Genomic DNA, 22322 nt, shown 5'->3' on the forward strand with positions numbered 1-22322 from the left:
TCCACCCCCACCCCATCCACCCCCACCCCATCCGCTCCGCTCCGCACCTTTCCGCTCCCCACCCTTCCGCTCTCCGCCCCTCGCCACTGCCATCGCCCATCCACCTCCGCCCGGCCCTACCCGCCGCGCCCACCCGGCCCACCTGGCCAACCTGCCACGCCCAACTCGCACCACACCGCACCCACCCCGCCACCGCTCGCCTGACACCGCCAGCCCGACACCGCTGGGCCGACCCGACGGGGCGTGCCGACCGGCCCGCCCGGATCCGGCCCTGCCCGACCTGCCTGGCTCGCCCGACCTGCCTGGCCCGCCTGGCCTGGTCCGACCCGCCTGGTCCGACCCGCTTGGCCCGCTTAGCCCGCCCGGCCCGGCGCTGTTCGGCCGCCCTGCCTGACCCGGCCCTGCCCGGCCCTGCGCGACCCGGCCCTGCCCGACCCGCCGGGCCAGGTCCGGCCCGCCTGGCCTGGCCCGCCCGGTTCGCCCGACCCTGACCCGCCTCGCCTGACTTGGTCCCGCCTGGCCCGTTTGGCCTGGCCCGCCTGGGCCGACCCGCTTGGGTGAGGCGCCTCGGGCCGCGCGATCTCGCCTGAACGGTCCGGCCGGACCCGCGCGAGTCCGCGTGGACGGGCTGCTCAACGCGCGAATTCGCCTGAGTTGGCCGACCGCCGGGTGAATCGGGCCGGAACAGCGCGAATCCGCGCGAATTCGTTGCCGAGACGGCGCGACGCGCGCGATACCGTCGGACGTCGGGCGTGTTCGACTTTGGCTTTTGCCTGGCCCGCGATTTGCAAGACCCGGCTTTGCACGACCCCGGCTTGCCCGGCCACCGAGGATCTGGAGCTGATCACGTGCTCATCGCCCACCTGAGCGACCCGCACCTGAGGACCGATGCCCTGGCCGCCGAGCCGGCCGCCTCGTTGCGCCGCGCGTTGGGGCGGGTGCTGGCGGTGGATCCGCGGCCGGATTGTGTGGTGATCACCGGCGATCTCACGGAGTTCGGGCAGGTTGACGCTTATGCGCAGTTGCGTGACCTGATCGGGGCTTTTCCGGTGCCCCTGCACTTGACCACCGGTAACCACGATGACCCGGCGGCGTTGCTGGAAGTGTTCGGTGGGACGCCGTTCGTCGGCGGTGGGGTGTCGGCGCACTACGCCGTGGCCCACCCCGGGTTCACCATCGTCGCGTTGAACTCGTGGCGGCCGGACGGGCCGGCCGGACGCCTCGGGGACGAGCAGTTGTCGTGGCTCGACGCCGTGCTCGCCCAGAGGCCCGACGTGCCGGCTTTCGTGTGCCTGCACCACCCGCCGGTCGCCGTCGGCATCCCGTACCTCGACGGCATGCGGCTGGCGGACGGCCCGGCGTTGGGCGCTGTCCTCGCCAACCACGGCAACGTCGCCCGCGTCCTGGCCGGGCACGTGCACCGCGCGATCAGCGTGCCGTTCGCGGGCACGGCGGTGTCCGTCGCACCCAGCACCTACCGGCAGACCTCGCTGACGCTGCGCGCCGACCAGCAGGTCGGGTACCTCGCCGAGCCGACCGGGTTCCTGCTGCACGTCGCCACCGAGTCCGGGTTCGCCACGCACACCGTGCCGGTCAGTGACGCCGGCGGGTTGATCGGCGCGTTCTGATCGCCGACTGCCCACGAACGGGTCAGGCGCCGAAGCACACGAACGGGCGGCGCAGGGGGTCGGCGGCGGTCGCCTCGGCCAGGGCGTGGGACAGCGGTTTGCCGTCGGCCAGCAGTTTGTGGAACGTCCCCATGGTCATCGCGGCGGCGCGGTCGCCCACCTGGTTGACGGCGGCGACGACCGTGCGCGAACCGCCGGCCAGCAGCGCGCCCGCGAAGCCCAGTGCCTCGTCACCCGGTCTGATGTGACTCAGCGCCAGGGAACAGGCGGCGAGAATCACCTGTTCGGGCGCGGTGTGGAGGCGGGCCGTGTCGTGGGCGAACAGCGGGCCGTCGATCAGCTCCAGGCGCGAGAACAAGGCGTTGTCGGCGACGTGCTCGCCGTGCGCCGCGATGTGCGCCAACCGGGCGCCGTCCAGCGCGGCCAGCACGTCGCCCACCGTCTCCGCCATCACCGCATCGGGGTACGTGCCGCGCAGGTCGCTCACCTCGGCGACCACCTCTGGCAGGTTCGGCCCACCCACCAGCACGACCCGCGTCGCCGCCGTCCGCGCCGAGATCGCGTTCAGCCACGCTGTCGCCGATGGGGTGACCACGATCGGGCGGCCGCGGAGCGACGGCAGGGCGTTCCACGGCACCGCGTACAGGTCACCGGTCGGCACGACGACCAACTCGCGCTCGCCGACGAGCCCCGCCAACGGCCCGATCAACACCTCGTCCAACCGCTCCGCCCGCCGCCCGGCCGACGCCGCCACGGCCGCGGCGGGCAGCGGCGACAGGTGGTCGGGCGCGAGCACGTCCACGTCGGCGTGCAACTGCCGGGCCGACTCGAACACCGCCTCGGTCGCGCCCAGTCGCACCAGGGTCGCGTCACCCGCCACCAGCACCACGGCCGACAGCACGCCACCGTGCGTCACGAAGCTCACCATCGCGCGATCGCCCAATGAGGTCCGCACGTCGGTGACCCCGCACACCGGTCGCGGCCGGCCCCACACGCTCGTGTGCCAACCGAGCCGCGCCACCTCCCGCTGCAACGCGTCCAGCCGATCCTCCAGCTCCGCCGCCGGCCGACCGTCCAACCGCGCCTGCTGCACCGCCCGCGCCAACGACCGCGCCTGCGCCACCCGCCGCGCCAGCACCGGGTCGTCGATCGCGGGCAACGGCTCGTACCGGTACACCTGCGCCCGCGTCCGCTCCAGCCAGTCGAACGCCGCCTCCGCGTCACCGCCGTGGTCCAGCACCAGCCCGATGGCCAGTTCGCCCAGCTCACGGCCGTGCACGGCGGTGCCGCACAGCAGGTCCAGACCACCCATCCGATCGCGGACGCGGCCCAGCTCGGCGAGCCCCTCCTCGGCCTCGCGCAACGCCGCACCAGGGTCGCCCACCGCCACCGCCAGCTCGGCACGGCACAGCCGCAGCAGCATCCGGTGGTCGATCGGCGTGATCGGACCGGGCGCCGGAACCTGTTCCAGCAACGCCCGGGCGGGCGTCAGGTGGCCGCGACGAATTGCCATCCGCACGGCGAGCAGCCGCGCGACGGCGGCCTCGTCGGTCAACCCCACGGCGGTCAACCGCTCGGCCAGCCTGGTCGCGCGAGCAGGGGTGATCCGGGTCGGCGCACGCCTCGCAACGGCCACCAAGGCCACGTCCGAGCGCGATTGAGCGGGGACGAACAGCCCTTCGACGGTCGCGGCGGCGCCGGACTCCACGCTGACGGCAGGAACGGGCACGGCGCCGGAGACGGCGGAAATGGCAGAGGCAGAAGTGGCGGCGGCCAAAGCGGCAGAGGCGGAAGTGGCGGAGGCGGGAGCGGCGGAGGCGGGAGCGGCGGAGGCCGGAACAGAGGGCGGAGTGGCAGAGGGCGGAGTGACGGTGGGGGGAGCGGCGGTGGGGGAGATGGCAGGAGGTGGGGTAGCAGGCGGGGCGGTGGCGGTGGCGAATTCGGCTCGCATGCGCATCAACGCCGCCAGTTCGGCCCACGACTTGCTGCCCCGCCGACGGAAGCGGCGTTGGGCTTGGGCGGACAGGCGGGCCGCGGTGGTCGGGTCGCCTTGCAGCAACGCCGCGGCGGCGCGTGCCAGTTCCGCCTCCGCCAGGTCCTGCCCCACCCGACGTCGCCGCAGCACGACCAGCGCCTCGTCCAGGTGCTTGGCCGCCTCGTCCGCCAACCCGCCGGCCAGCATCACCCGCGCCCGGTCGATCCGGGTGCGCGCCACCAGGTCCGGCGCGAGCACGCGGAACGCCCGCTCCGCCTGCTCGTGGTAGGCCAACGACCGGGGCACGTCACCGGTCAGGTGGGCGATGTCGCCGAGGTTCCCCAGCGCCTTCGCCTTCAGCAGCGGCAGGTCTTCGGCCTCGGCCAGGTCGATCGCGCGCCGCACGTCGCGCTCCGCCGCCTCGGGCAGGCCGAACGCGATGGTGGTCAAGCCGCGGTTCATCAGCGCGGTCGCCAGCGTGGCCGCGCCGACCACCCCGGCCGCCCACCCGGCCTCCAACTGGCGCACCGACTCGTCGTACAGGGCGATGGCCTCGGCGGTCCGCCCGGCCCGGTGCAGGATCAGGGCCTGCTGGTCCTTCACGATGGCCCGCAGCCCCACCGCGTCCGGCCCGTCGGGCAGCGTGGTGATCAGCTCGCCCGCCGTCAGCAGCCGCGCCAAGCCGCCCTCGACCGACTCGGTCTCCGCCTCGCCGTACGACAGGGTGATCAGGATGCGAATGCGGACAGTGGTCGACTCGACGCTCGGCGACGTCACCGGCAGTACCCGCAACGCCCGCCGCAGCAGGGTCACCGCATCCGCCGGACGGCCGCCCGACGCCGCCCGGAACGCCTTTTTGTGCAGGTCGACGGCCAGATCGACATCAGGGGAGGCAGGCGGGGAGACCGGCAAGGCGGCACGAGGCGCGGACACACCCTCAATGCCAGCACACAGAACGTGTCCGAGAAGCCGTCTTGTGGATGCTATCCGTGCGCCGAACGGGTTACTCTCCGTGAGTGCGCGGCCGGACGGCCCACCGGCCGGCTACAACATGATCGTCGGTGTCACGACCGTCCGCCCCGGCTCGCCCCGTGAGTTCACCAGGTGCACCACGATCTGCGTGGTGCCCGCGGGTACGTCGGACAGCACGAACCGGCCGCCGTCGTCGGCCTTGGTGGTGCTCGACTCGTGCTCGGCCACCCTCACCTCGACGGTGTGCTCACCCGCGGGCACGAGCCAGCCGTCGATGCGGTGCCGTGCGCCGGTCGACGTGAAGTTCACCATCAACGTCAGGTTGTCCACCGTGAACGTGATGGTGCCGGGGCTGCCACCCCGCACCCCCGCGAACGAGCCCGCGCGTTCCCAGCGGGCCACCTCGACGTCCAGGTTCTCCAAAGCCACCGCGAACTGGATGCGTTCGACGAGCCCCGCCGGGGGCGCGTCCAACTCGTACACCAGGCGGTTCAGTTCCGTGAGGACAGCGGTGTCCTCTTGGCCTCTGCGGTCATCGCGCGGGTCGATGTCGTTCACCGCGATCCTCCTTCCGCGTCGAGATGTGTGCGCAACATGGTCAGGCACCGACCCCGGGTGGGGCCGATGCTGCCGCGCGGCATGGACAGTGCTTCGGCGACCGCGCGGTACTCCGCCCGGCCGGCCAGCACGGTGAGTCGCAGGAGCTCCTGGCACTTCTGCGACAAACGGCCGAAAGCCCGCCACAGCCGGTGGTCCCGGTCGTCGACCAGGGCGGCGTCCTCGGGCAGGCCGTACTCGCTTTCCAGTTGGTCCGCCAGCTCGTCGCTCAGCGCCGCTTCGCGACGAGCCGGTGTCCAGGTCCGTTGGGCCTCGCGGCGCGTCGCGACGACGAGCCACCCGGCCAGGGCGCGGGGCTCGACCAGCCGGTCGAGGTGCCGCAGCAACGCGAGCCAGACCGTCTGCACCACGTCCTCCGCCGTGCTGCGGTCCAGCCCGTGCCCGCGCGCCACGTGCCACACCAGCGGCGTCAAGTCGGCGACCAGCACGTCCAGTGCGCGCCGGTCGCCGTCGCGTGCGGCGACGACGCAGGCCGCGTGCCGGTCCGTCCCGTCGAGACCCTCCCACGGTGGTCGCTCACCGGCCGTGCGCAGTTCTCCCACGTCGTCACCTCCTCCTCGACATCCCCCAGCCGGAGCTGATCGTCACACACCGCGGCCGTGCTCGGCGCGGCGGCGGTCCGCGATGCCCCCCTCGCACCGCGGACCGCCTCCCCCCAACTGCGATGACACCCGGTCGGCACCCCTCGAAGCCGACCGACCGCCACCTTCCTCCCCCCAGAGGTTCAGTTGCCGGTCACGGACGTGCTGTCGGTGCCCACCGGGTCGCCGTGCGTCTGGTGGTGGCCCTCCGGCGTGGCCGGCGGCGGGTCCTGCGGGTCGTCCTCCTGGTCGAGCTCGACGGTCGCCCCCTCGACGGCGGCGAACCGCTGCTCCAGCTCGGCGGTGTCGAGGTCGGCGGGGTCGAGCTCTTCGACGCCGGGCGGAGTGGCGCTCATGCGGCCTCCTCAGTCGGGGTTGAGGATCGGTCACTAGGTAAGGAGTGAGTAGTTCTACGGTGGATACATGCCGCGGTTTTAACAGTTCACGGTTGAGGCACGGGGGCTCACCGAGCGTGAGTATGGTCTAGACCATGCTTGAGGTCATCGCACTGGACGCCACCGACGCCGAGGCCGCGCAGGCCGGCGGCGCGGATCGGCTGGAACTCACCGTCGACATGGCCGCGGACGGGCTGACGCCGCCGGTCACCGTGCTGCGCGACGTGCTGTCCGCGACCGACCTGCCGGTCCGGGTCATGCTGCGCGACGCGCGCGGCTTCGCGCCCGGCGACCTCGACGGCCTGCGGCGCGACGCCGCGGCGCTGCGCGAGGCGGGGGCGTCGGAGTTCGTGTTCGGCTTCCTCGACGCCCACGGGTGGGTGGACGAGGCGGCGTGCGCGGCGCTGATCGCGGAGTTGGACGGGTGCGCGTGGACGTTCCACCGCGCGCTGGACAACTCGGCGGACCCCGAGGCGGCGTGGACCGCGGTCGGCGGGCTCGGCTGCGACACGGTGCTCGCGGCCGGCAGCGCACGCGGAGTCGCCGACGGGTTCGGCGTGCTGGAACGGCTGGCCGCACGCCAGGGCGCGGTGCGGCTGCTGGTCGGCGGCGGGCTCAAGGCCGAGCAGGTCGCGCCGTTGCGGGCGGTCGGCGTCACCGGGTTCCACGTCGGGAGCGCCGTGCGGCCAGGCGGGTGGGACGCCCCGCTCTCCGCCGACGCCGTCCGGACCTGGGCGAATTTGGTCTAGACCGCTTGCCGGTGCGGACATTAGCATCGCCGTTGCTTCCCGTGAAATAACTGTTGCGCCTGACGCAACGGTTCCTGGGTGTGACACACCTGAAGGGTGGGCGAGATGCGGTTCGCGGTAGCAGCGGTCGTGGGCGCCGTCGTGCTGGCCGGGTGCGCCCCGGTCCAGTCCGGCTCGGCGCCCGTCGGTGGTGACGAGCAGACCGGGCAACTCCGGGTCTGGCTGTTCGACGAGGTCAACCGGGGCCCGAAGGAGGCGGTCGTCAAGGAGGCGATCACCGGGTTCGAGCAGGCACACCAAGGCGTCACCGTCGACGTCCAGTACATCCAGGTGCAGACCCGCGCCGAGCGGTTCAAGGCCGCGTTCAGCGACCCCGAGAGCGCGCCCGACGTGGCCGAGTTCGGCAACACCGACCTGGCGGGCTACGTCGCGGGCGGCGGGTTCGCCGACCTCGACCTCGCCGGCTGGCCGGAGGCGAAGGACCTGCTGCCCGCCGTCCTCGACACCGGCAAGGTGGACGGCAAGGTCTACGGCGTGCCCTGGTACGTCGGCGTGCGCGCGCTCTACTACCGCACCGACATCTTCCAGGAGCTGAACCTCCGGCCACCGGCCACGTTGGACGAGATCGCGCCGCTCGCCCGCCGGATCCGCGCCGCCAAGCCGGACCTGCTCGGCATCTCCGCGGGCGGCAAGTACACCTACGGCGCGATGCCGTTCGTGTGGGCCAACGGCGGCGACATCGCCCGCGAGGACGGCGGCAGGTACGTGGCCACGATCGACAGCGCCGAGTCCAAGGCGGGCCTGCGCCAGTACACCGAGCTGATCGCGGACGACATCTGCCCGCCCGCCCAGTGCGCGGGCAACGGCGGCGACGCCAGCGTCGAGGCGTTCCGCGCGGGCAAGGCGGCGATGGTCGTGGGCGGTGACTTCAACCGCAAGTCGGTCGACGCCTCCACCGCCGCGGGCAAGTACGCGGTCGTGCCGCTGCCCGGCAAGAAGGCCGGCGAGATCGCGCCCGCCTTCGCGGGCGGCAACCTGCTCGGCGTGCTGAAGGGCAGCGAGCGCAAGACGCTGGCCAACGAGTTCGTTCGGTTGTTGGGCGGCAAGGAGTACCAGCGCAAGATGTTCGAGGCGATGGGCAACCTGCCGACGTTCGGCGACGTGCAGGACGAGGTGGCGAAGGCCAACCCGGTGCTGGAGCCGTTCATCGAGACGCTGGAGGCGGGCACGCGGTTCGTGCCGGTCACCCCGAACTGGGCCAAGATCGACGCCCAGGCCGTGCTGCCGACGTTGTTGCAGCAGGTCGCCGCCGGTGGCGAGGACCTCGACAAGGCCGCCAAGGACGCCGCCGACCAGATGAACGCCGCCTTCGGCTCATGACCACGCGGACGGCCAAGGGCGACGGGCGGATCGCGTCCGCCTACCTCGCCCCGGCGCTGCTGGTGCTGGTCGGGCTGATGGGCTACCCGATCTACCAGCTCGTGCTGATCTCCCTGTTCGACTACGGCCAGGAGCAGGTCAGCGGTGGCGCGCCGCTGACGTTCCTGGGCCTGGCGAACTACACGACCCTGCTGGCCGACGCGCGGTTCTGGGCCGTGCTCGGGCAGACGGTCGGGTTCGCCGCGGTCTGCGTGGTGGGCACCCTGCTGGTCGGCGCCGCGCTGGCGGTGCTGGCCACCAGGGTGCGCACGTGGGCGCGGATGACGTTGTTCCTGGCCGCGCTGGGCGCGTGGGCGACGCCCGCGGTGGCCGGGTCGACCATCTGGCTGTTCCTGTTCGACGCCGACTTCGGGTTCGTCAACGAGGTGCTGGGCACCACCGGGTTCTCCTGGACCTACGACAGGTGGGTGGCGTTCGGGCTGGTCGCGGCGCAGGTGGTCTGGTGCTCGTTCCCGTTCGTCATGGTCACCCTGTACGCGGGGATCAAGGCGATCCCGGGGGAGGTGCTGGAGGCCGCCGCGCTGGACGGCGCGGGCACGGCGAGGACCGCGACCAGCGTGATCCTGCCGCTGCTGCGGCCGTTGCTGGTCGTGGTGACGATCCAGTCGATCATCTGGGACTTCAAGGTGTTCACCCAGGTCTACATCATCACCAACGGCGGCGGCATCGCCGGCCGCAACCTGGTGCTCAACGTCTACGCCTACCAGCAGGCGTTCGCCGCCTCCGAGTACGGGCTCGGCGCGACCATCGGCGTGGTGATGACGGTGTTGCTGCTGCTCGTCACCGCCGGCTACCTGCGGGCGTTGCGGCGCGGCGGGGAGGTGCTGTGAACCGGCGGGTGTCGCGGGGTGTCGCCGAAGCGGTCACGGTCGGCATCGCGGCCGTGGTGGCGTTCCCCCTGTACTGGATGGTGTTGACGGCGTTCAAGCCGCAGGCGGAGGTCATCTCGGTCGACCCGCGGCCGTGGACGCTCGCGCCGACTGTCGACAGCTTCGTGCGCGCGCTGACCGTGCAGAGCTTCGGCCGCTACCTGCTCAACAGCGTGGTGGTGGCGGTCGCGGTGGTGGCGCTGAGCCTGCTGATCTCGTTCCTGGCGGCGACCGCGCTGACCCGGTTCCGGTTCCGCGGCCGCACCACGCTGCTGGTCATGCTGCTCGTGGTGCAGATGGTGCCGGTCGAGGCGTTGACCATCCCGCTGTTCTTCCTGATGCGGTCGGTGCGGGACGTGGCACCGGTGTTCGGGCTCAACCACCTGGGCTCGCTGGTGCTGGTGCACCTCGCGTTCAGCCTGCCGTTCGCGATCTGGATGCTGCGCGGTTTCGTCGCGGCCGTGCCGGTGGAGCTGGAGGAGGCGGCGACGCTGGACGGCGCGTCCCGGTTCCGGTTCCTGTGGCAGGTGCTGTTCCCGCTGGTGGCGCCCGGTCTGGTGGCGACGAGCGTGCTGTCGTTCATCCACGCCTGGAACGACTTCCTGTTCGCCAAGACGTTCATCATCTCGGCGGCGGAGAACCAGACGCTGCCGCTGGCGTTGCAGGTGTTCGTGAAACCCGACCAGAACGACTGGGGCGCGATCATGGCAGGATCGACGTTGATGACGATCCCGGTGCTGATCTTCTTCATCCTGGTGCAGCGGCGCCTGGTCGCGGGCCTGGCCGGGGCGGTGAAGTCGTGATGGCGGTGAGGTCGTGATCCTGCCCCGTCCGGTGTCGTTCACCCGGGGTGACGGCGAGGTGCCGTTCGACGGCACGTTCCAGGTCGAGCGCGTGGCCGGGCCCGCCGAGGGCTACCGGCTGTCGGTGTCGGCCGACGGCGTGCGGGTCCAGGCGTCCGACGACGCGGGCGAGTTCTACGCGCGGCAGACGTTGCGGCAGTTGAGCGGGCCCGCGGCGTTCCGGGCGGTGCCGCCGGGGGCGGTCACGCTGCCGGTGTGCTCGGTCGAGGACCACCCGCGGTTCGCGTGGCGCGGCGTGATGCTCGACGTGGCGCGGCACTTCCTGCCCAAGCACGACCTGCTGCGGTACGTCGACCTGCTGGCCGTGCACAAGCTGAACGTGCTGCACCTGCACCTGACCGACGACCAGGGCTGGCGGTTCGAGTCCCGCGCGTTCCCCCGGCTGCACGAGGTCGGCGGGTGGCGGCCCGACTCGCGGTTGGGCGACCGGCGGTCCGGCGGGATGGCCGGGCGACCGCACGGCGGCTACTACACCCAGGACGACCTGCGGGAAGTCGTGGCGTACGCGGCCGGGCGGCACATCACGGTGGTGCCGGAGATCGACGTGCCGGGGCACAGCCAGGCGGCCATCGCGGCGTACCCGGAACTCGGCGTGTCGGGTGGCGGCGTGTGGACGGACTGGGGGATCAACCCGAACGTCCTGCGGGCCGACGAGTCCACAGTGGACTTCTACCGGCAGGTGTTCGACGAGCTGCTGGACGTGTTCCCGTCCGAGGTGGTCGGGCTGGGCGGTGACGAGGCGGAGGGCGGCGACGGCCGGTTCGTCCGCCGCATCGCCCAACACCTGCACCGGCGCGGGCGGCGGCCGTTCGGGTGGGACGAGGTGCTCGGCGTCGGACCGCTGCCGACCCGCACGATCGTCGCGTCGTGGCGCGGCGAGGACGCCGGCCTGACCGCGCTGGACCGCGGCCACGACGTGGTGATGTGCCCGGAGGAGCACCTGTACCTGGACTACCGGCAGTCCGACCACCCCGGCGAGCCGATCCCGGTCGGGACCGTCACGACGCTTCAGGACGTGTACCGGTACGAGCCCGCCGCGGCGGACCGGGTGCTCGGCGCGCAGGCGAACCTGTGGACCGAACACCTCGATTCACCCAGGCGGCTCGACTACGCCGCCTTCCCCAGGTTGAGCGCGTTCGCCGAGGTGGTGTGGAGCCCCGCCGAACGCGACGAGGCGGAGTTCCTGGCCCGGCTGGCCGAGCACCACCTGCCGCGGCTCGACGCGCTGGGCGTCGAGTACCGCCCCCTCGACGGTCCCCGGCCGTGGCAGGTGTTGCCGGGCGTGCCCGGCTTCCCCCGGTAGGCCTCTTCGGGCCTCGTCAGGCCTCTTCGGGCATGAGGATCCAGCAGGCGAGGTAGAGGATCGCGCCGGCGCCGAACCCGAAGAGGGTGGCGGCGACCAGCAGGATGCGGACCAGTGCCGCGTCCACGCCGAGCAGCTTGGCGACGCCGCCGCACACACCCGCGACCATCTTGTCGGTCCGGCTGCGGCGGAGCTTCTTGACCTTGTCGGTGGCTTGGTTGAGCACGTCGTTCGTCATGTCCCAAGAGTGCTCCGCCAGGGCTTTCGGGACATCGGGGACGCACCCTGACTTCCCCCGGAGCGCCGTTCTCAGGGTTTCACGGCGTCACGAGGACCTTGCCCCTGAGGTCTCCGGCCTCGGCGCGGCGGTGGATCTCCGGCAGGGCGGCGAGGTCGTGCCGCTCGGACACGTCGACCACGACCACGCCCCGGTCGACCAGGTCGACCAACGCGGTGAGCTGGGTGGCGTCGAAGCGGGTGACGAAGTGGGCGGCGGGGGCGTCGCACAGGGTGGCCGAGACGACGACGCCGCCCAGCCGTGCCACCGGGGCGTCCGGGACGAGGTTGAGCACGACGTCGAACCGCCCGGTGGGGTCGTAGCCGACGACGTCGTCCGCGCCCAGTGCCCGGACCGCGTCGGCGCTGCGGGGGGATGCGGTGGCGGTGACGTGCGCGCCCGCGTGCTTGGCCAGCTGCACGGCGAACCCGCCGATGCCGCCGCCCGCGCCGTTGACCAGGACCCGGTGGCCCGGTCGGACGTGGCCGTGCTCGAACACCATCTGCCACGCGCTGAGACCGGCCAGGGGCAGGGCGGCGGCGTCGGCCAACGGGATCCGCCGGGGTGCCGGGACGAGCCGTCCGGCCGGTGCGACGGCGTACTCGGCCGCCGCGCCGTCGATCCAGCCGACCACCGGGTCACCGTCGACCGTGCCGGCCACGTCCCAGCCCAACGTGTGCGGCAGGGGCAGGTCGAACCGGCCCGACCGCACCGCCACCTCCGTCGGGTTGAACGACGTCGCCGCCACCTTCACCAGCACCTCGCCGGGTCCGGGCGTCGGGATCGGGACGTCGTCGGCGATGTCGATTACATACGGTCCACCGTATACAAAAACCCGCGCGCTTCTCACCTGGTCGAATGTATGCAGTCTGCTGAAGACGATCCATGCTCCCGGATCCTGCATTCATGTTTAATCGTCTCGTGGACGTGCTGAGCGACTTGATCGCCGTCATGCGCACCGGACAGCCGCTCGCCGCACGGGTGGCGTGGGAGAAGCCCTGGGGTCAGCGGTTCGCGCCGGTGCCGGGCGCGTCGGGGTTCCAGGTCGTGCTGGAGGGCACGTGCTGGCTCATCCGCGACGACGCCGACCCGGTCGAACTGCACGCGGGCGACGTCGTGTTCATGCCGGACGGCTGCGGCAGCGGCCACGCCCTCGCCGACAGCCCCACGACCCCGTTGACGGACCAGGCGTGCGACCCGCACGGCCCGGAGTTCGCCGTCGACCACCCCGCGCCCGAGCACCCGACCACCGTCACGCTGTGCGGCGCCTACGAGTTGGCGCACGTGCACCCGTTGCTGCGCGACCTGCCGGACACGGTGCTCGTCTCCGGCCCGGAACTGCGCTCCGCCGTCACCCTCCTGGCGGACGAGCTCCAACACCCGCGCCTCGGCTCGGACACCCTCGTGCCCGCCCTGCTCGACACGTTCCTGCTGTACCTGCTGCGCACCTGGTTCACCGGAGGAGACCAGGCCGCGGGGTGGGCCGCCGCGCTCAACGACCCGGTCACCGCCACCGCCCTGCACCACATCCACCGCGACCCCGCGCACCCGTGGACGGTGGCGAGCCTGGCCGCGACCACCGGCCTGTCCCGCGCGCCGTTCGCCAAGCGCTTCACCGCGCTCGTCGGCCAACCACCGCTGACCTACCTGACCTGGTGGCGGATGACCACCGCCGCCCGCCTCCTGCGCGACACCAACGCGCCCCTGGCCACCATCGCCCCCCAGGTCGGCTACACCTCGGAATTCGCCTTCGCGACCGCCTTCAAACGCGCCCACGGCACCGCCCCCGGCCACTACCGCCGCTCTCCCCGCGAAACCACTCCGACCACCCGCACCTGATCCGCCCCGACCGACTTCCGGGCGATCGAGCCGCCGTGTGCGGAGCAGCGGCAATATGACCCGGTGACCCAAGAGCTCGCCGCCCAGTTGGACCGCGTCGGCTACCTGCCCGACCGGGGCATCGCGACCGCCGCCTACCTGGCCCTGCACATGCGCCGCCCGCTGTTCTGCGAGGGCGAGCCGGGCACCGGCAAGACGTCCCTGGCCGTCGCGCTCGCCCAAGCCCTCGACCTGCCCCTGATCCGGCTCCAGTGCCACGAGGGCATCGACGTCAGCCAGGCCCTCTACGACTGGGACTTCCCCCGCCAGCTGCTGCACCTGCGCGCGCTCGAAGCCGCGGGCCCGGTCGACGTCGAGCAGGCCGAGGCCTCCCTCTACACCCGCCGCTTCCTGCTCGCCCGCCCGCTGCTCCGAGCCCTGGAGACCGCGCCGTGCGTGCTGCTGATCGACGAGGTGGACCGGGCGGACGACGAGTTCGAGGCGTTCCTGCTCGAAGTGCTGGGCGAGAACTCGGTGACGATCCCCGAACTGGGCCGCATCACCGCGAAGACCCCGCCGCTGGTCGTGCTCACCTCCAACCGCACCCGCGAGGTGCACGACGCCCTCAAGCGCCGTTGCCTCTACCACTGGCTGGAACACCCCGACCTGGCCCGCGAGGTCGCCATCCTCCGCCGCAGGCTGCCCGGCGTCACCGAACGCCTCGCCCACCAGGTCTCCTCCGCCGTGCGGCGGTTGCGCGACCTGGACCTGATCAAACCGCCGGGCGTGGCGGAGTCGCTCGACTGGGCCGAGGCCCTGCTCACCCTGGGCCGCACCGAACTGGACGCGGACACGGCGGCGATCACGCTCGGTGCCGTCCTCAAGTACCGCGAGGACGCCCAGCGCGCCCTTTCCGCCGGTGTGCTGACGGGGGTACCCGAGAGCACAATCGGGGGATGACCGCAGCCGGTGCGTCGACCGGGCTCGTGGGGTTCGCCCGCGCGCTGCGGCACGGCGGCGTCGCGTGCGGGCCTGACAGGGTGCACGCGTTCGTCGCGGCGGTCGACCGGCTGGGGCTCGGGCGGCGCGAGGACGTGTACTGGGCCGGGCGGTTGACGTTGTGCGGGGAGCCGGACGACCTGCCCCGCTACGACGCGGCGTTCGCGGCCTGGTTCGGGGGGATGCCGCCGGAGCCGCCTCGCCGGCGCGCCCGGCGGACCAGTCACCTGGCCGCGCTCGGCGACGGCACGACGGGGCACGACGGGCGGGCGTCGACGCTCAGGGTCGCCGCCAGTGACGTGGAAGTGCTGCGGCGCAAGGACATCGCCACGCTCAGCCCGGCCGAGAAGCGGCACCTGGACGACCTGCTGGCCCAGCTCCGGCCGGTGCCGCCCACGCGGCGCACCCGGCGCCGGGCACCCGCGCGCAGAGGCGCGATCGACCCGCGCGGGACGCTCAAGGACATGCTCGCCACCGGCGAACCGGTGCGGCCGCGCCACCGCCGCCGCACCACCCGCCCGCGCAAGGTCGTGCTGCTGGTCGACGTCTCCGGCTCGATGAAGCCCTACGCCGACGCGCTCCTCCGGTTCGCGCACGTCCTCACCCGCCACATGCCGGTCGAGGTCTGCACCCTCGGCACCCGGCTGACCCGCGTCACCCGCCAACTCCGCCACCGCGACCCCGGGCAGGCCCTGGCCGCCGCCGCCCGCGCCGTGCCCGACTACGAGGGCGGCACGCGGCTGGGCGAGACGCTCAAGGTCTTCCTGGACCGCTGGGGGCAACGCGGCGCCGCGCGCGGGGCCGTGGTGGTCATCTGCTCCGACGGCTGGGAACGCGGCGACCCCGCCCTGCTCGCCGAGCAGGCCCGGCGCCTGCGCCGACTCGCGCACAAGGTCGTCTGGGTCAACCCGCACGCGGGCCACGACGGGTACCGGCCGGTGCAGTCCGGGATCGCCGCCGCCCTGCCGCACCTGGACCGGCTGCTCGCCGGGCACAGCCTCGCCACCCTGCACGCCCTGCTGGAGGAGGTACGACTTGCGTGACGTTCTCGCCGACCTGGTCCACCGCGTCGACCGAGGGGAAACCGTCGGTGTCGGCACGGTGGTCGCCACGTTCAGCTCCGCGCCCCGCCCGCCCGGCGCGGCGATGCTGGTCGGCGCGGACGGCGCCGTCGTGGGCAGCGTGTCCGGCGGCTGCGTGGAGGGCGCGGTCTACGAGCTGGCGCAGGAAGTGGTCCGCAGCGGCCAACCGGTGCTCCAGCGGTACGGCGTGAGCGACGACGACGCGTTCGCGGTAGGCCTGACCTGCGGCGGGATCATCGACGTCTACGTGGAGCCGGTCGACCGGACCACCTTCCCCGAGCTGCCCGAGGTCCTGGAAGCGGTCCGGGCCCAGGAGCCGGTGGCCATCGCCACGGTCGTGGAACACCCCGAGTGGGTCGGCCGACGGGTGATCGTCCGGCCCGACCGCGCCACCGGCGACATCCCGTCCGCCCGGGCCGTGGACGCGATCACCGACGACGCGCGCGGCCTGCTCGCCGCCGGGCGCAGCGGCACCCTGCACTACGGGCCCGACGGCCAGCGGCGCGGCGAGGGCATGGCGGTGTTCGTGAACTCGTTCGAGCCGCCGCCCCGGATGCTGGTGTTCGGCGCGATCGACTTCGCGGCCGCCCTGGCGAGGCTCGGCGCGTTCCTCGGCTACCGCGTCACGGTGTGCGACGCGCGTCCGGTCTTCGCCACCGGCACTCGGTTTCCCGAAGCCGACGAGGTGGTCGTGGACTGGCCGCACCGCTACCTCGCCGCGCAGGCCGACGAGGGCCGGGTGGACGAGCGGACGGTGGTCGCCGTGCTCACCCACGACCCCAAGTTCGACGTGCCGCTGCTGGAGGTCGCGCTGCGGCTCAAGGTCGGTTACGTGGGCGCCATGGGCTCCCGCCGCACCCACGACGACCGGCTGCGCAGGCTGCGCGAGGCGGGCGTGACCGAGGGCGAGCTGGCGAGGCTCGCGTCCCCGATCGGCCTGGACCTCGGTGCCCGCACGCCCGAGGAGACGGCGGTGTCGATCGCCGCCGAGATCATCGCCCTGCGGTGGGGCGGGCAGGGCCGGCGCCTGGCCCGCACGGAGGGCGCGATCCACAAGTGAGGGGGTTGTCCGCCAGGACAACCGGGAGCAGGCTCGCTGTGACCCCCATCACCACCACTTCTGGAGGGTTCATGCGGATAACGGTCACCGTCGACGGGGTGGACTACAGCGACGACGTGGAACCGCGCACGCTCTTGGTGCACCACCTGCGCGAACGGCTCGGGAAGACCGGCACGGTCGTGGGCTGCGACACCAGCAACTGCGGCGCGTGCACGGTCCACCTCGACGGCCGCAGCGTGAAGTCCTGCGCCGTGCTCGCGGTGCAGGCCGACGGCCGCGAGGTCACCACCGTCGAGGGACTGGCCCGGGACGGGCGATTACACCCGGTGCAGCAGGCGTTCCACGCCAACCACGCGTTGCAGTGCGGGTTCTGCACCCCCGGCATGATCATGCAGGCCATCGACCTGCTCGCGGACAACCCCGACCCCGACGAGGACGAGGTGCGGCACGGCCTGGAGGGCAACCTCTGCCGCTGCACCGGGTACCAGAACATCGTGCGCGCCGTCCGTGACGCCGCCCGCGGGGGTGCGCGATGACCGCCACCGCCGAACCCGGAGCCACCACCGCCGAACCCGCGGCCGCCGAACCGGAAGCCGGCACCAGGGAGATCGGCCGGGCGCGAAGGCGCAAGGAGGACGCCCGGCTGATCACCGGCGCGACCCGCTGGACCGACAACATGCAGCTCACCGGGATGCTGCACATGGCGTTGCTGCGCAGCCCCGCGGCGCACGCCCGGATCACCTCGATCGACGTCACCGCGGCCGCGCGGATGCCCGGCGTGCTGCTCGTGCTCACCGGCCGGGACGTGGCCGCCGAACAGGGCAGCCTGCCGTGCGCGTGGCCGATCACCGAGGACATGGTGGCGCCGCCCGCGCCGTCGTTGGCCGTGGACCGGGTGAACTTCGCCGGCGAGGCGGTCGCCCTGGTGGTGGCCCGCACCGCGGCCGAGGCGCACGACGCGCTGCCCCTGATCGACGTCGACTACGAGGACCTGCCGGTCGTGCTCGACATGGCCCGCGCGATCGAGGACGGCGCCGACCTCGTGCACCCCGACCTGGGCACGAACAAGAGCGCCACCTGGGTGTACGACTCCGCCGAGGCGGGCAGCGGGTCCGATGTGGACCGTGCGATCGCCGAGGCGGAGGTGGTGGTCGAGCGCACGTTCCGCCAGCAGCGGCTGATCCCGGCGTTCATGGAGCCGCGCTCGGTTGTGGTCGACGCGTCGCCGGACTCGGTGACCATGTGGTCGTCCACGCAGGTGCCGCACATCCTGCGGTGGATGCTGGCGGCCGTGCTCGGCATCCCCGAGCAGCGGATCCGGGTCATCGCGCCGGACGTCGGCGGCGGCTTCGGCGGCAAGCTCCAGGTCACGCCCGAGGAGGTGCTGACCCTGCTGGCCGCGCGCCGGCTCGGCAAGCCGGTCAAGTGGACCGAGACCCGCACCGAGTCGATGCTGTCCGGCCACCACGGCCGCGACCAGGTGCAGCGGATCACCATCGCGGCCCGCCGGGACGGCACGGTCACCGGCCTGAAGGTGGACCTGCTCGCCGACATGGGCGCCTACCTGCGCCTGGTCACGCCGGGCGTGCCGATCCTGGGCGCGTTCATGTACAACGCGATCTACAAGTTCCAGGCCTACCGGTTCACCTGCACGAACGTGTTCACCACCAAGGTGCCGACCGACGCCTACCGGGGCGCCGGGCGGCCCGAGGCCACGTTCGCCATCGAGCGGATCATGGACGAGCTGGCCGCCGAACTGGGCGTCGACCCGCTGGAGCTGCGCCGGCGGAACTGGATCGAGCACGAGGAGTTCCCGTTCACCACGGTCGCGGGCCTCACCTACGACTCCGGCGACTACGAGGCCGCCACCGCCCGGGCCACCGAGTTGTTCGGCTACCAGGAGCTGCGCCGGGAGCAGGCCGAGCGGCGCGCCAACGGCGACGCGGTGCAGCTGGGCATCGGCATCTCCACCTACACCGAGATGTGCGGGCTCGCGCCGTCACGCGTGCTCGGCGCGCTGCGGTACGCGGCGGGCGGCTGGGAGCACGCGGCGATCCGGATGCTGCCCACCGGCAAGGTCGAGCTGATCACCGGCACCTCGCCGCACGGCCAGGGCCACGTGACGGCGTGGAGCCAGATCGTGGCCGACCGCCTCGGCGTGCCGTTCGAGGACGTCGAGGTGCTGCACGGCGACACGCGCGTCTCGCACCGCGGCATGGACAGCTACGGCTCCCGGTCGCTGGCCGTCGGCGGCGTGGCCGTGGTGGTGGCGGCCGACAAGGTGCTCGCCAAGGCCCGCGCGGTCGCCGCGCACCTCATGGAGGTCGCCGAGGACGACGTCGAGTTCACCGCCGGCACGTTCGCCGTGCGCGGCACGTCCACCACCATGGCGCTCGGTGACGTCGTGGTCGCCGCGCACGTCGCGCACAACCTGCCCGACGGCGTGGAACCCGGCCTCGACGCCGAGGCCACCTTCGACCCGGAGAACTTCTCCTACCCGCACGGCACGCACCTGTGCGCGACCGAGGTCGACACGCGCACCGGCGCGGTGAAGATCCGCTCGTACGTCTGCGTCGACGACGTCGGCAAGGTGGTCAATCCCCTGATCGTGGAGGGCCAGGTGCACGGCGGCCTGGCGCAGGGCATCGCGCAGGCCCTCTACGAGGAGGCCGTGCACGACGAGAGCGGCACGCTCACCACCGCCACCCTCGCCGACTACCTGCTGCCGTCCGCGGTCGACCTGCCGCACTTCACCACCGACCGCACCGAGACACCCGCCACCAGCAACCCGCTCGGCGTGAAGGGCGTCGGCGAGGCGGGCACGATCGCCTCCACACCGGCCGTGGTCAACTCGGTCGTCGACGCCGTGCGGCACATGGGCGTCTCCGACGTGGAGATGCCGTGCACCCCGATGCGGGTCTGGAAGGCCATCAACCGCGGGACGCCCGCAGGCGGAGCCGGCAATCGGACGACCGCGGGCGGAGCCGGCAATCGGACGACCGCGGACCTGCCGACCACGCCGGGCGCCGGCGGCGGTCTGGGCTCCATCGACTCGCGGGGAGGTGGCGCATGATCCCGGCCGCGTTCGACTACGTCGCACCCACCTCCGTGGAGGAGGCGGTGCGCGCCCTGGCCGAGGGCGGCGAGGACGCCAAGGTGATGGCCGGCGGGCAGAGCCTCATCCCGGTGCTGCGGATGCGGCTGGCCGTGCCGACCCTGGTGGTCGACCTGTCCGGGCTGACCGACCTCGCCGGCGTGCACGACGACGGCGACTCGCTCCGCATCGGGGCCATGACCACGCACCACGAGGTGCAGCGCGACCCGCTGGTGGGCGAGCACGCGCGGCTGCTGCGCCTGGCCACCGACACCGTCGCCGACCCGCAGGTGCGGCACCGGGGCACGTTCGGCGGCTCCCTCGCCCACGCCGACCCGGCGGGCGACCTGCTCGCGCCCGCGTTGGCGCTGGACGCGGTGATGGTCTGCACGGGGCCGGGCGGCACGCGGGAGATCGCGGCGGCGGAGTTCTTCGTCGACTACTTCACCACCGCGTTGGCGCCCGACGAGCTGCTCACCCACATCAGGGTGCCCAAGCTGACCGGCTGGGGCGCGCGCTACGAGAAGTTCAACCGGGTCGCCCAGGCCTGGTCGATCGTGGCGGTCGCGGCCGCGGTGCGCGTCTCCGACGGCCGGATCACCGACGCCCGGGTGGCCCTGACCAACATGGGGCCCACCCCGGTGCGGGCGCGCGGCGTGGAGGAGGCGCTGGTCGGGCGACCCGCGACGGCCGAGGCGATCACCGCGGCGGCCACCCGTGCCGCGGAGGGCACCGACCCGCCGGCTGACCACAACGCCGACGCCGAGTACCGGTCGCACCTGGCCCGCGTGCTCACCGAGCGCGCGGTGACGGCCGCGGTGAGCGCATGAAGCTGGAACACCGGTTCACCGTGCCCGCGCCCGTGCCGGACGTGTGGGCGGCGCTGCTCGACCCGCGGCAGGTGGCGCCGTGCATGCCGGGCGCCACCCTCACCGGGGCCGAGGGGCGGAGGTTCACCGGCACGGTCAAGGTCAAGCTCGGCCCCGTCACGCTGCTCTACCGGGGCAGCGGCGAGTTCACGTCCGTGGACGACCGGGTGCACGCGGCCGTGCTCAAGGCGTCGGGCAAGGACACCAGGGGCAACGGCACCGCCTCCGCGACCGTGTCGATCGCCCTGACCCGCGCGGCCGACGACGCCTCGGCGGGCACCGCGGGCACCCCGGCCGGCACCGAGGTGTCCGTGGTCACCGACCTGGCCGTCACCGGCCGTCCCGCCCAGTTCGGCCGGGGGTTGATCGCCGAGGTCGGCGGCCGGGTGATCGGCGAGTTCGCCGAATGCCTGGCGACGCGGCTCGCGCCGGCGGAAGCTGAGGAGGTGACTTCCACGGAGACCACCGCCAGGCCGCACCTGCGCGCCGTGCCGGACGAGCCGATCGACCTGGTCGGCACCGCGGGCGTGCCCGTGCTCAAGCGGGTGCTGCCGATCGTCGCCGGGCTGCTGGCGGTGGCGCTGCTGGTGCGCGGGCTCCGCGGGCGGCACCGCTGAACGCGCGTGGCGGGCGGCCGGTCCTCGGGCTGGTCGCCTGCCTCTGCCTGCTGGTGGCCTGCACCGGGTCGCCGGTGGTGATCACCACGGCCCGGCAGCCGGCCACCACGACCTCGTCGGCGGCGCCCGAGCCGCCGTCGTTCACGTTGGCCGCGGGCGGTGACATCCTGATCCACCCGGCGTTGACCGAGCAGGCCGACGCCGACGGCGCGCGCAACTTCGTGCCGCTGCTGGAAGGCCTGCGCGAGGCGATCGCCGCCGACGTGTCGATCTGCCACCTGGAGACGCCGCTGTCCGCGCCCGGCGCCCCGACCTACGGCTACCCGGCGTTCAGCGCGCCGCCCGAGGTCGCGTCGGCGTTGAAGGAGATCGGCTACGACAGCTGCTCCACCTCGTCCAACCACACCCTCGACCGGGGCGCGCCGGCGATCAGGACGACGCTGGACGTGCTGGACGCGGCCGGGTTGAAGCACACCGGCTCGTTCCGCTCGCCCGAGGAGTCGGCCACACCGCTGCTGCTGGACGTGCGCGGGGTGAAGGTCGGGCACATCGCGTTCACCTACGGGTTCAACGGCATCCCGCTGCCGCAGCCGTGGATGGCGAACCAGTTGACCACCGAGGGCGTGCTGGCGGCGGCGCGCGCGGCGAAGGCGGCCGGCGCCGAGGTCGTGGTGGCCAGCCTGCACTGGGGCAACGAGTACCAGCACGAGGCCACGCCGCAGCAGCGCGAGATGGCACGCGCCGTGCTCGCCGACCCGGCGGTCGACCTGATCATCGGCACGCACGTGCACGCCGTGCAGCCGATCGAGCAGGTCGGCGGCAAGTGGGTCGTCTACGGCATGGGCAACGAGGTGGCCCGCCACTCCGAGCCGCGCGGCATCACCGAGGAGGGCATCGTCACCCGGTTCAAGTTCGTGAAGGGACCGTCCGGGTGGGCCGTGCAGGAGGCGTCCTACGTGCCGACCCTGGTCGAGCTCGGCCCCCCGATCCGCGTGGTCGACCTGACCCGGGTGCCCGCCAACCCCCGCCGCACCGAAGCCCTCAACCGCACCGACGGCATCGTGCGCAGCCTCGGCGCGACCATCGCGCACCCCTGAGCGATTCCTTTCCGGT

Annotated in this window: 21 protein-coding genes; 15 read left to right on the plus strand and 6 right to left on the minus strand. The window is 73.0% G+C overall.

Translation table 11 applies throughout. From position 1 onward, the window contains the following. The first annotated feature begins 848 nt into the window (after window positions 1–848). Window positions 849–1628 (plus strand): phosphodiesterase, encoded by a 780-nt coding sequence (locus tag ACYVLT_RS23005; RefSeq protein WP_461122275.1) that lies wholly within the window; start codon window positions 849–851, stop codon window positions 1626–1628. Between the two features lie 22 nt (window positions 1629–1650). Here ACYVLT_RS23005 and ACYVLT_RS23010 read toward each other — a convergent pair whose 3' ends face one another. The 4 genes from ACYVLT_RS23010 to ACYVLT_RS23025 form a co-directional block, all read right to left on the minus strand. Next, window positions 1651–4536, minus strand: a complete 2886-nt coding sequence (locus tag ACYVLT_RS23010) for a CHAT domain-containing protein (protein ID WP_461122276.1) — start codon at window positions 4534–4536, stop codon at window positions 1651–1653. 111 nt (window positions 4537–4647) lie between these two features. Beyond that, window positions 4648–5070 carry a carboxypeptidase regulatory-like domain-containing protein gene (locus tag ACYVLT_RS23015; RefSeq protein ID WP_461122781.1) on the minus strand — a complete coding sequence of 141 codons (423 nt, stop codon included), beginning with the start codon at window positions 5068–5070 and terminating at the stop codon, window positions 4648–4650. 59 nt (window positions 5071–5129) lie between these two features. Beyond that, window positions 5130–5735 (minus strand): RNA polymerase sigma factor, encoded by a 606-nt coding sequence (locus tag ACYVLT_RS23020; protein ID WP_230569746.1) that lies wholly within the window; start codon window positions 5733–5735, stop codon window positions 5130–5132. A 182-nt stretch (window positions 5736–5917) separates the two neighbouring features. Further along, window positions 5918–6130 carry a hypothetical protein gene (locus ACYVLT_RS23025; protein WP_461122277.1) on the minus strand — a complete coding sequence of 71 codons (213 nt, stop codon included), beginning with the start codon at window positions 6128–6130 and terminating at the stop codon, window positions 5918–5920. A 134-nt stretch (window positions 6131–6264) separates the two neighbouring features. On the opposite strand from ACYVLT_RS23025, the gene ACYVLT_RS23030 reads away from it, so the two are divergent. From ACYVLT_RS23030 to ACYVLT_RS23050, 5 genes are all read left to right on the plus strand, one after another. Beyond that, complete coding sequence (locus tag ACYVLT_RS23030; protein ID WP_461122278.1) at window positions 6265–6918, plus strand: copper homeostasis protein CutC; 654 nt, start codon at window positions 6265–6267, stop codon at window positions 6916–6918. Window positions 6919–7023: 105 nt separating this feature from the next. Beyond that, complete coding sequence (locus ACYVLT_RS23035; protein ID WP_461122279.1) at window positions 7024–8298, plus strand: extracellular solute-binding protein; 1275 nt, start codon at window positions 7024–7026, stop codon at window positions 8296–8298. After that, window positions 8295–9188, plus strand: coding sequence for a carbohydrate ABC transporter permease (locus tag ACYVLT_RS23040; protein ID WP_461122280.1), 894 nt, complete (start codon window positions 8295–8297; stop codon window positions 9186–9188). The genes ACYVLT_RS23035 and ACYVLT_RS23040 overlap by 4 nt, the downstream gene beginning before the upstream one ends. Then, window positions 9185–10030 carry a carbohydrate ABC transporter permease gene (locus ACYVLT_RS23045; RefSeq protein ID WP_461122281.1) on the plus strand — a complete coding sequence of 282 codons (846 nt, stop codon included), beginning with the start codon at window positions 9185–9187 and terminating at the stop codon, window positions 10028–10030. The genes ACYVLT_RS23040 and ACYVLT_RS23045 overlap by 4 nt, the downstream gene beginning before the upstream one ends. Window positions 10031–10043: 13 nt before the next feature. Then, entirely contained in the window at window positions 10044–11393 is a 1350-nt protein-coding gene (locus ACYVLT_RS23050; protein WP_461122282.1) for a beta-N-acetylhexosaminidase, read from the plus strand. Between the two features lie 16 nt (window positions 11394–11409). Here the strand turns inward: ACYVLT_RS23050 and ACYVLT_RS23055 are convergent, their stop codons facing one another. Then, window positions 11410–11631, minus strand: coding sequence for a PspC domain-containing protein (locus tag ACYVLT_RS23055; protein WP_053718672.1), 222 nt, complete (start codon window positions 11629–11631; stop codon window positions 11410–11412). Window positions 11632–11710: 79 nt separating this feature from the next. After that, window positions 11711–12520: an alcohol dehydrogenase catalytic domain-containing protein gene (locus tag ACYVLT_RS23060; protein ID WP_461122283.1), complete on the minus strand. Its 810-nt coding sequence runs from the start codon at window positions 12518–12520 to the stop codon at window positions 11711–11713. Between the two features lie 56 nt (window positions 12521–12576). Here ACYVLT_RS23060 and ACYVLT_RS23065 point away from each other — a divergent pair, with 56 nt between their 5' ends. The 9 genes from ACYVLT_RS23065 (at window position 12577) to ACYVLT_RS23105 (ending at window position 22306) form a co-directional block, all read left to right on the plus strand. Next, a complete protein-coding gene (locus ACYVLT_RS23065; protein WP_461122284.1) occupies window positions 12577–13509 on the plus strand; it encodes an AraC family transcriptional regulator in 933 nt (310 codons plus the stop codon). 63 nt (window positions 13510–13572) lie between these two features. After that, complete coding sequence (locus ACYVLT_RS23070; protein ID WP_461122285.1) at window positions 13573–14448, plus strand: AAA family ATPase; 876 nt, start codon at window positions 13573–13575, stop codon at window positions 14446–14448. Next, entirely contained in the window at window positions 14445–15530 is a 1086-nt protein-coding gene (locus ACYVLT_RS23075) for a vWA domain-containing protein (RefSeq protein ID WP_461122286.1), read from the plus strand. The genes ACYVLT_RS23070 and ACYVLT_RS23075 overlap by 4 nt, the downstream gene beginning before the upstream one ends. Further along, complete coding sequence (locus tag ACYVLT_RS23080; RefSeq protein ID WP_461122287.1) at window positions 15523–16629, plus strand: XdhC family protein; 1107 nt, start codon at window positions 15523–15525, stop codon at window positions 16627–16629. Before ACYVLT_RS23075 ends, ACYVLT_RS23080 begins: the two co-directional genes overlap by 8 nt. Before the next feature lie 71 nt (window positions 16630–16700). Continuing rightward, window positions 16701–17165, plus strand: a complete 465-nt coding sequence (locus tag ACYVLT_RS23085; RefSeq protein WP_461122288.1) for a (2Fe-2S)-binding protein — start codon at window positions 16701–16703, stop codon at window positions 17163–17165. Next, window positions 17162–19702, plus strand: coding sequence for a xanthine dehydrogenase family protein molybdopterin-binding subunit (locus ACYVLT_RS23090; RefSeq protein ID WP_461122289.1), 2541 nt, complete (start codon window positions 17162–17164; stop codon window positions 19700–19702). Before ACYVLT_RS23085 ends, ACYVLT_RS23090 begins: the two co-directional genes overlap by 4 nt. Beyond that, the gene (locus ACYVLT_RS23095; RefSeq protein ID WP_461122290.1) at window positions 19699–20553 is read left to right on the plus strand and encodes an FAD binding domain-containing protein; all 855 of its coding nucleotides are present in this window, start codon (window positions 19699–19701) and stop codon (window positions 20551–20553) included. The genes ACYVLT_RS23090 and ACYVLT_RS23095 overlap by 4 nt, the downstream gene beginning before the upstream one ends. Then, on the plus strand, window positions 20550–21209 hold the full coding sequence (locus ACYVLT_RS23100) for an SRPBCC family protein (RefSeq protein WP_461122291.1): 660 nt from the start codon (window positions 20550–20552) through the stop codon (window positions 21207–21209). The genes ACYVLT_RS23095 and ACYVLT_RS23100 overlap by 4 nt, the downstream gene beginning before the upstream one ends. Then, the gene (locus ACYVLT_RS23105) at window positions 21206–22306 is read left to right on the plus strand and encodes a CapA family protein (RefSeq protein ID WP_461122782.1); all 1101 of its coding nucleotides are present in this window, start codon (window positions 21206–21208) and stop codon (window positions 22304–22306) included. Before ACYVLT_RS23100 ends, ACYVLT_RS23105 begins: the two co-directional genes overlap by 4 nt. Window positions 22307–22322 lie beyond the last annotated feature (16 nt).

The sequence above is a fragment of the Saccharothrix stipae genome (assembly GCF_054781895.1).

Excerpts from the sequence above, each read along its gene's own strand:
- ACYVLT_RS23025 (WP_461122277.1), bottom strand. The coding sequence starts at position 6,130 with ATGAGCGCCACTCCGCCCGGCGTCGAAGAGCTCGACCCCGCCGACCTC.
- ACYVLT_RS23030 (WP_461122278.1), top strand. The coding sequence starts at position 6,265 with ATGCTTGAGGTCATCGCACTGGACGCCACCGACGCCGAGGCCGCGCAG.
- ACYVLT_RS23035 (WP_461122279.1), top strand. The coding sequence starts at position 7,024 with ATGCGGTTCGCGGTAGCAGCGGTCGTGGGCGCCGTCGTGCTGGCCGGG.
- ACYVLT_RS23040 (WP_461122280.1), top strand. The coding sequence starts at position 8,295 with ATGACCACGCGGACGGCCAAGGGCGACGGGCGGATCGCGTCCGCCTAC.
- ACYVLT_RS23055 (WP_053718672.1), bottom strand. The coding sequence starts at position 11,631 with ATGACGAACGACGTGCTCAACCAAGCCACCGACAAGGTCAAGAAGCTC.
- ACYVLT_RS23065 (WP_461122284.1), top strand. The coding sequence starts at position 12,577 with ATGTTTAATCGTCTCGTGGACGTGCTGAGCGACTTGATCGCCGTCATG.
- ACYVLT_RS23075 (WP_461122286.1), top strand. The coding sequence starts at position 14,445 with ATGACCGCAGCCGGTGCGTCGACCGGGCTCGTGGGGTTCGCCCGCGCG.
- ACYVLT_RS23085 (WP_461122288.1), top strand. The coding sequence starts at position 16,701 with ATGCGGATAACGGTCACCGTCGACGGGGTGGACTACAGCGACGACGTG.
- ACYVLT_RS23090 (WP_461122289.1), top strand. The coding sequence starts at position 17,162 with ATGACCGCCACCGCCGAACCCGGAGCCACCACCGCCGAACCCGCGGCC.
- ACYVLT_RS23095 (WP_461122290.1), top strand. The coding sequence starts at position 19,699 with ATGATCCCGGCCGCGTTCGACTACGTCGCACCCACCTCCGTGGAGGAG.
- ACYVLT_RS23100 (WP_461122291.1), top strand. The coding sequence starts at position 20,550 with ATGAAGCTGGAACACCGGTTCACCGTGCCCGCGCCCGTGCCGGACGTG.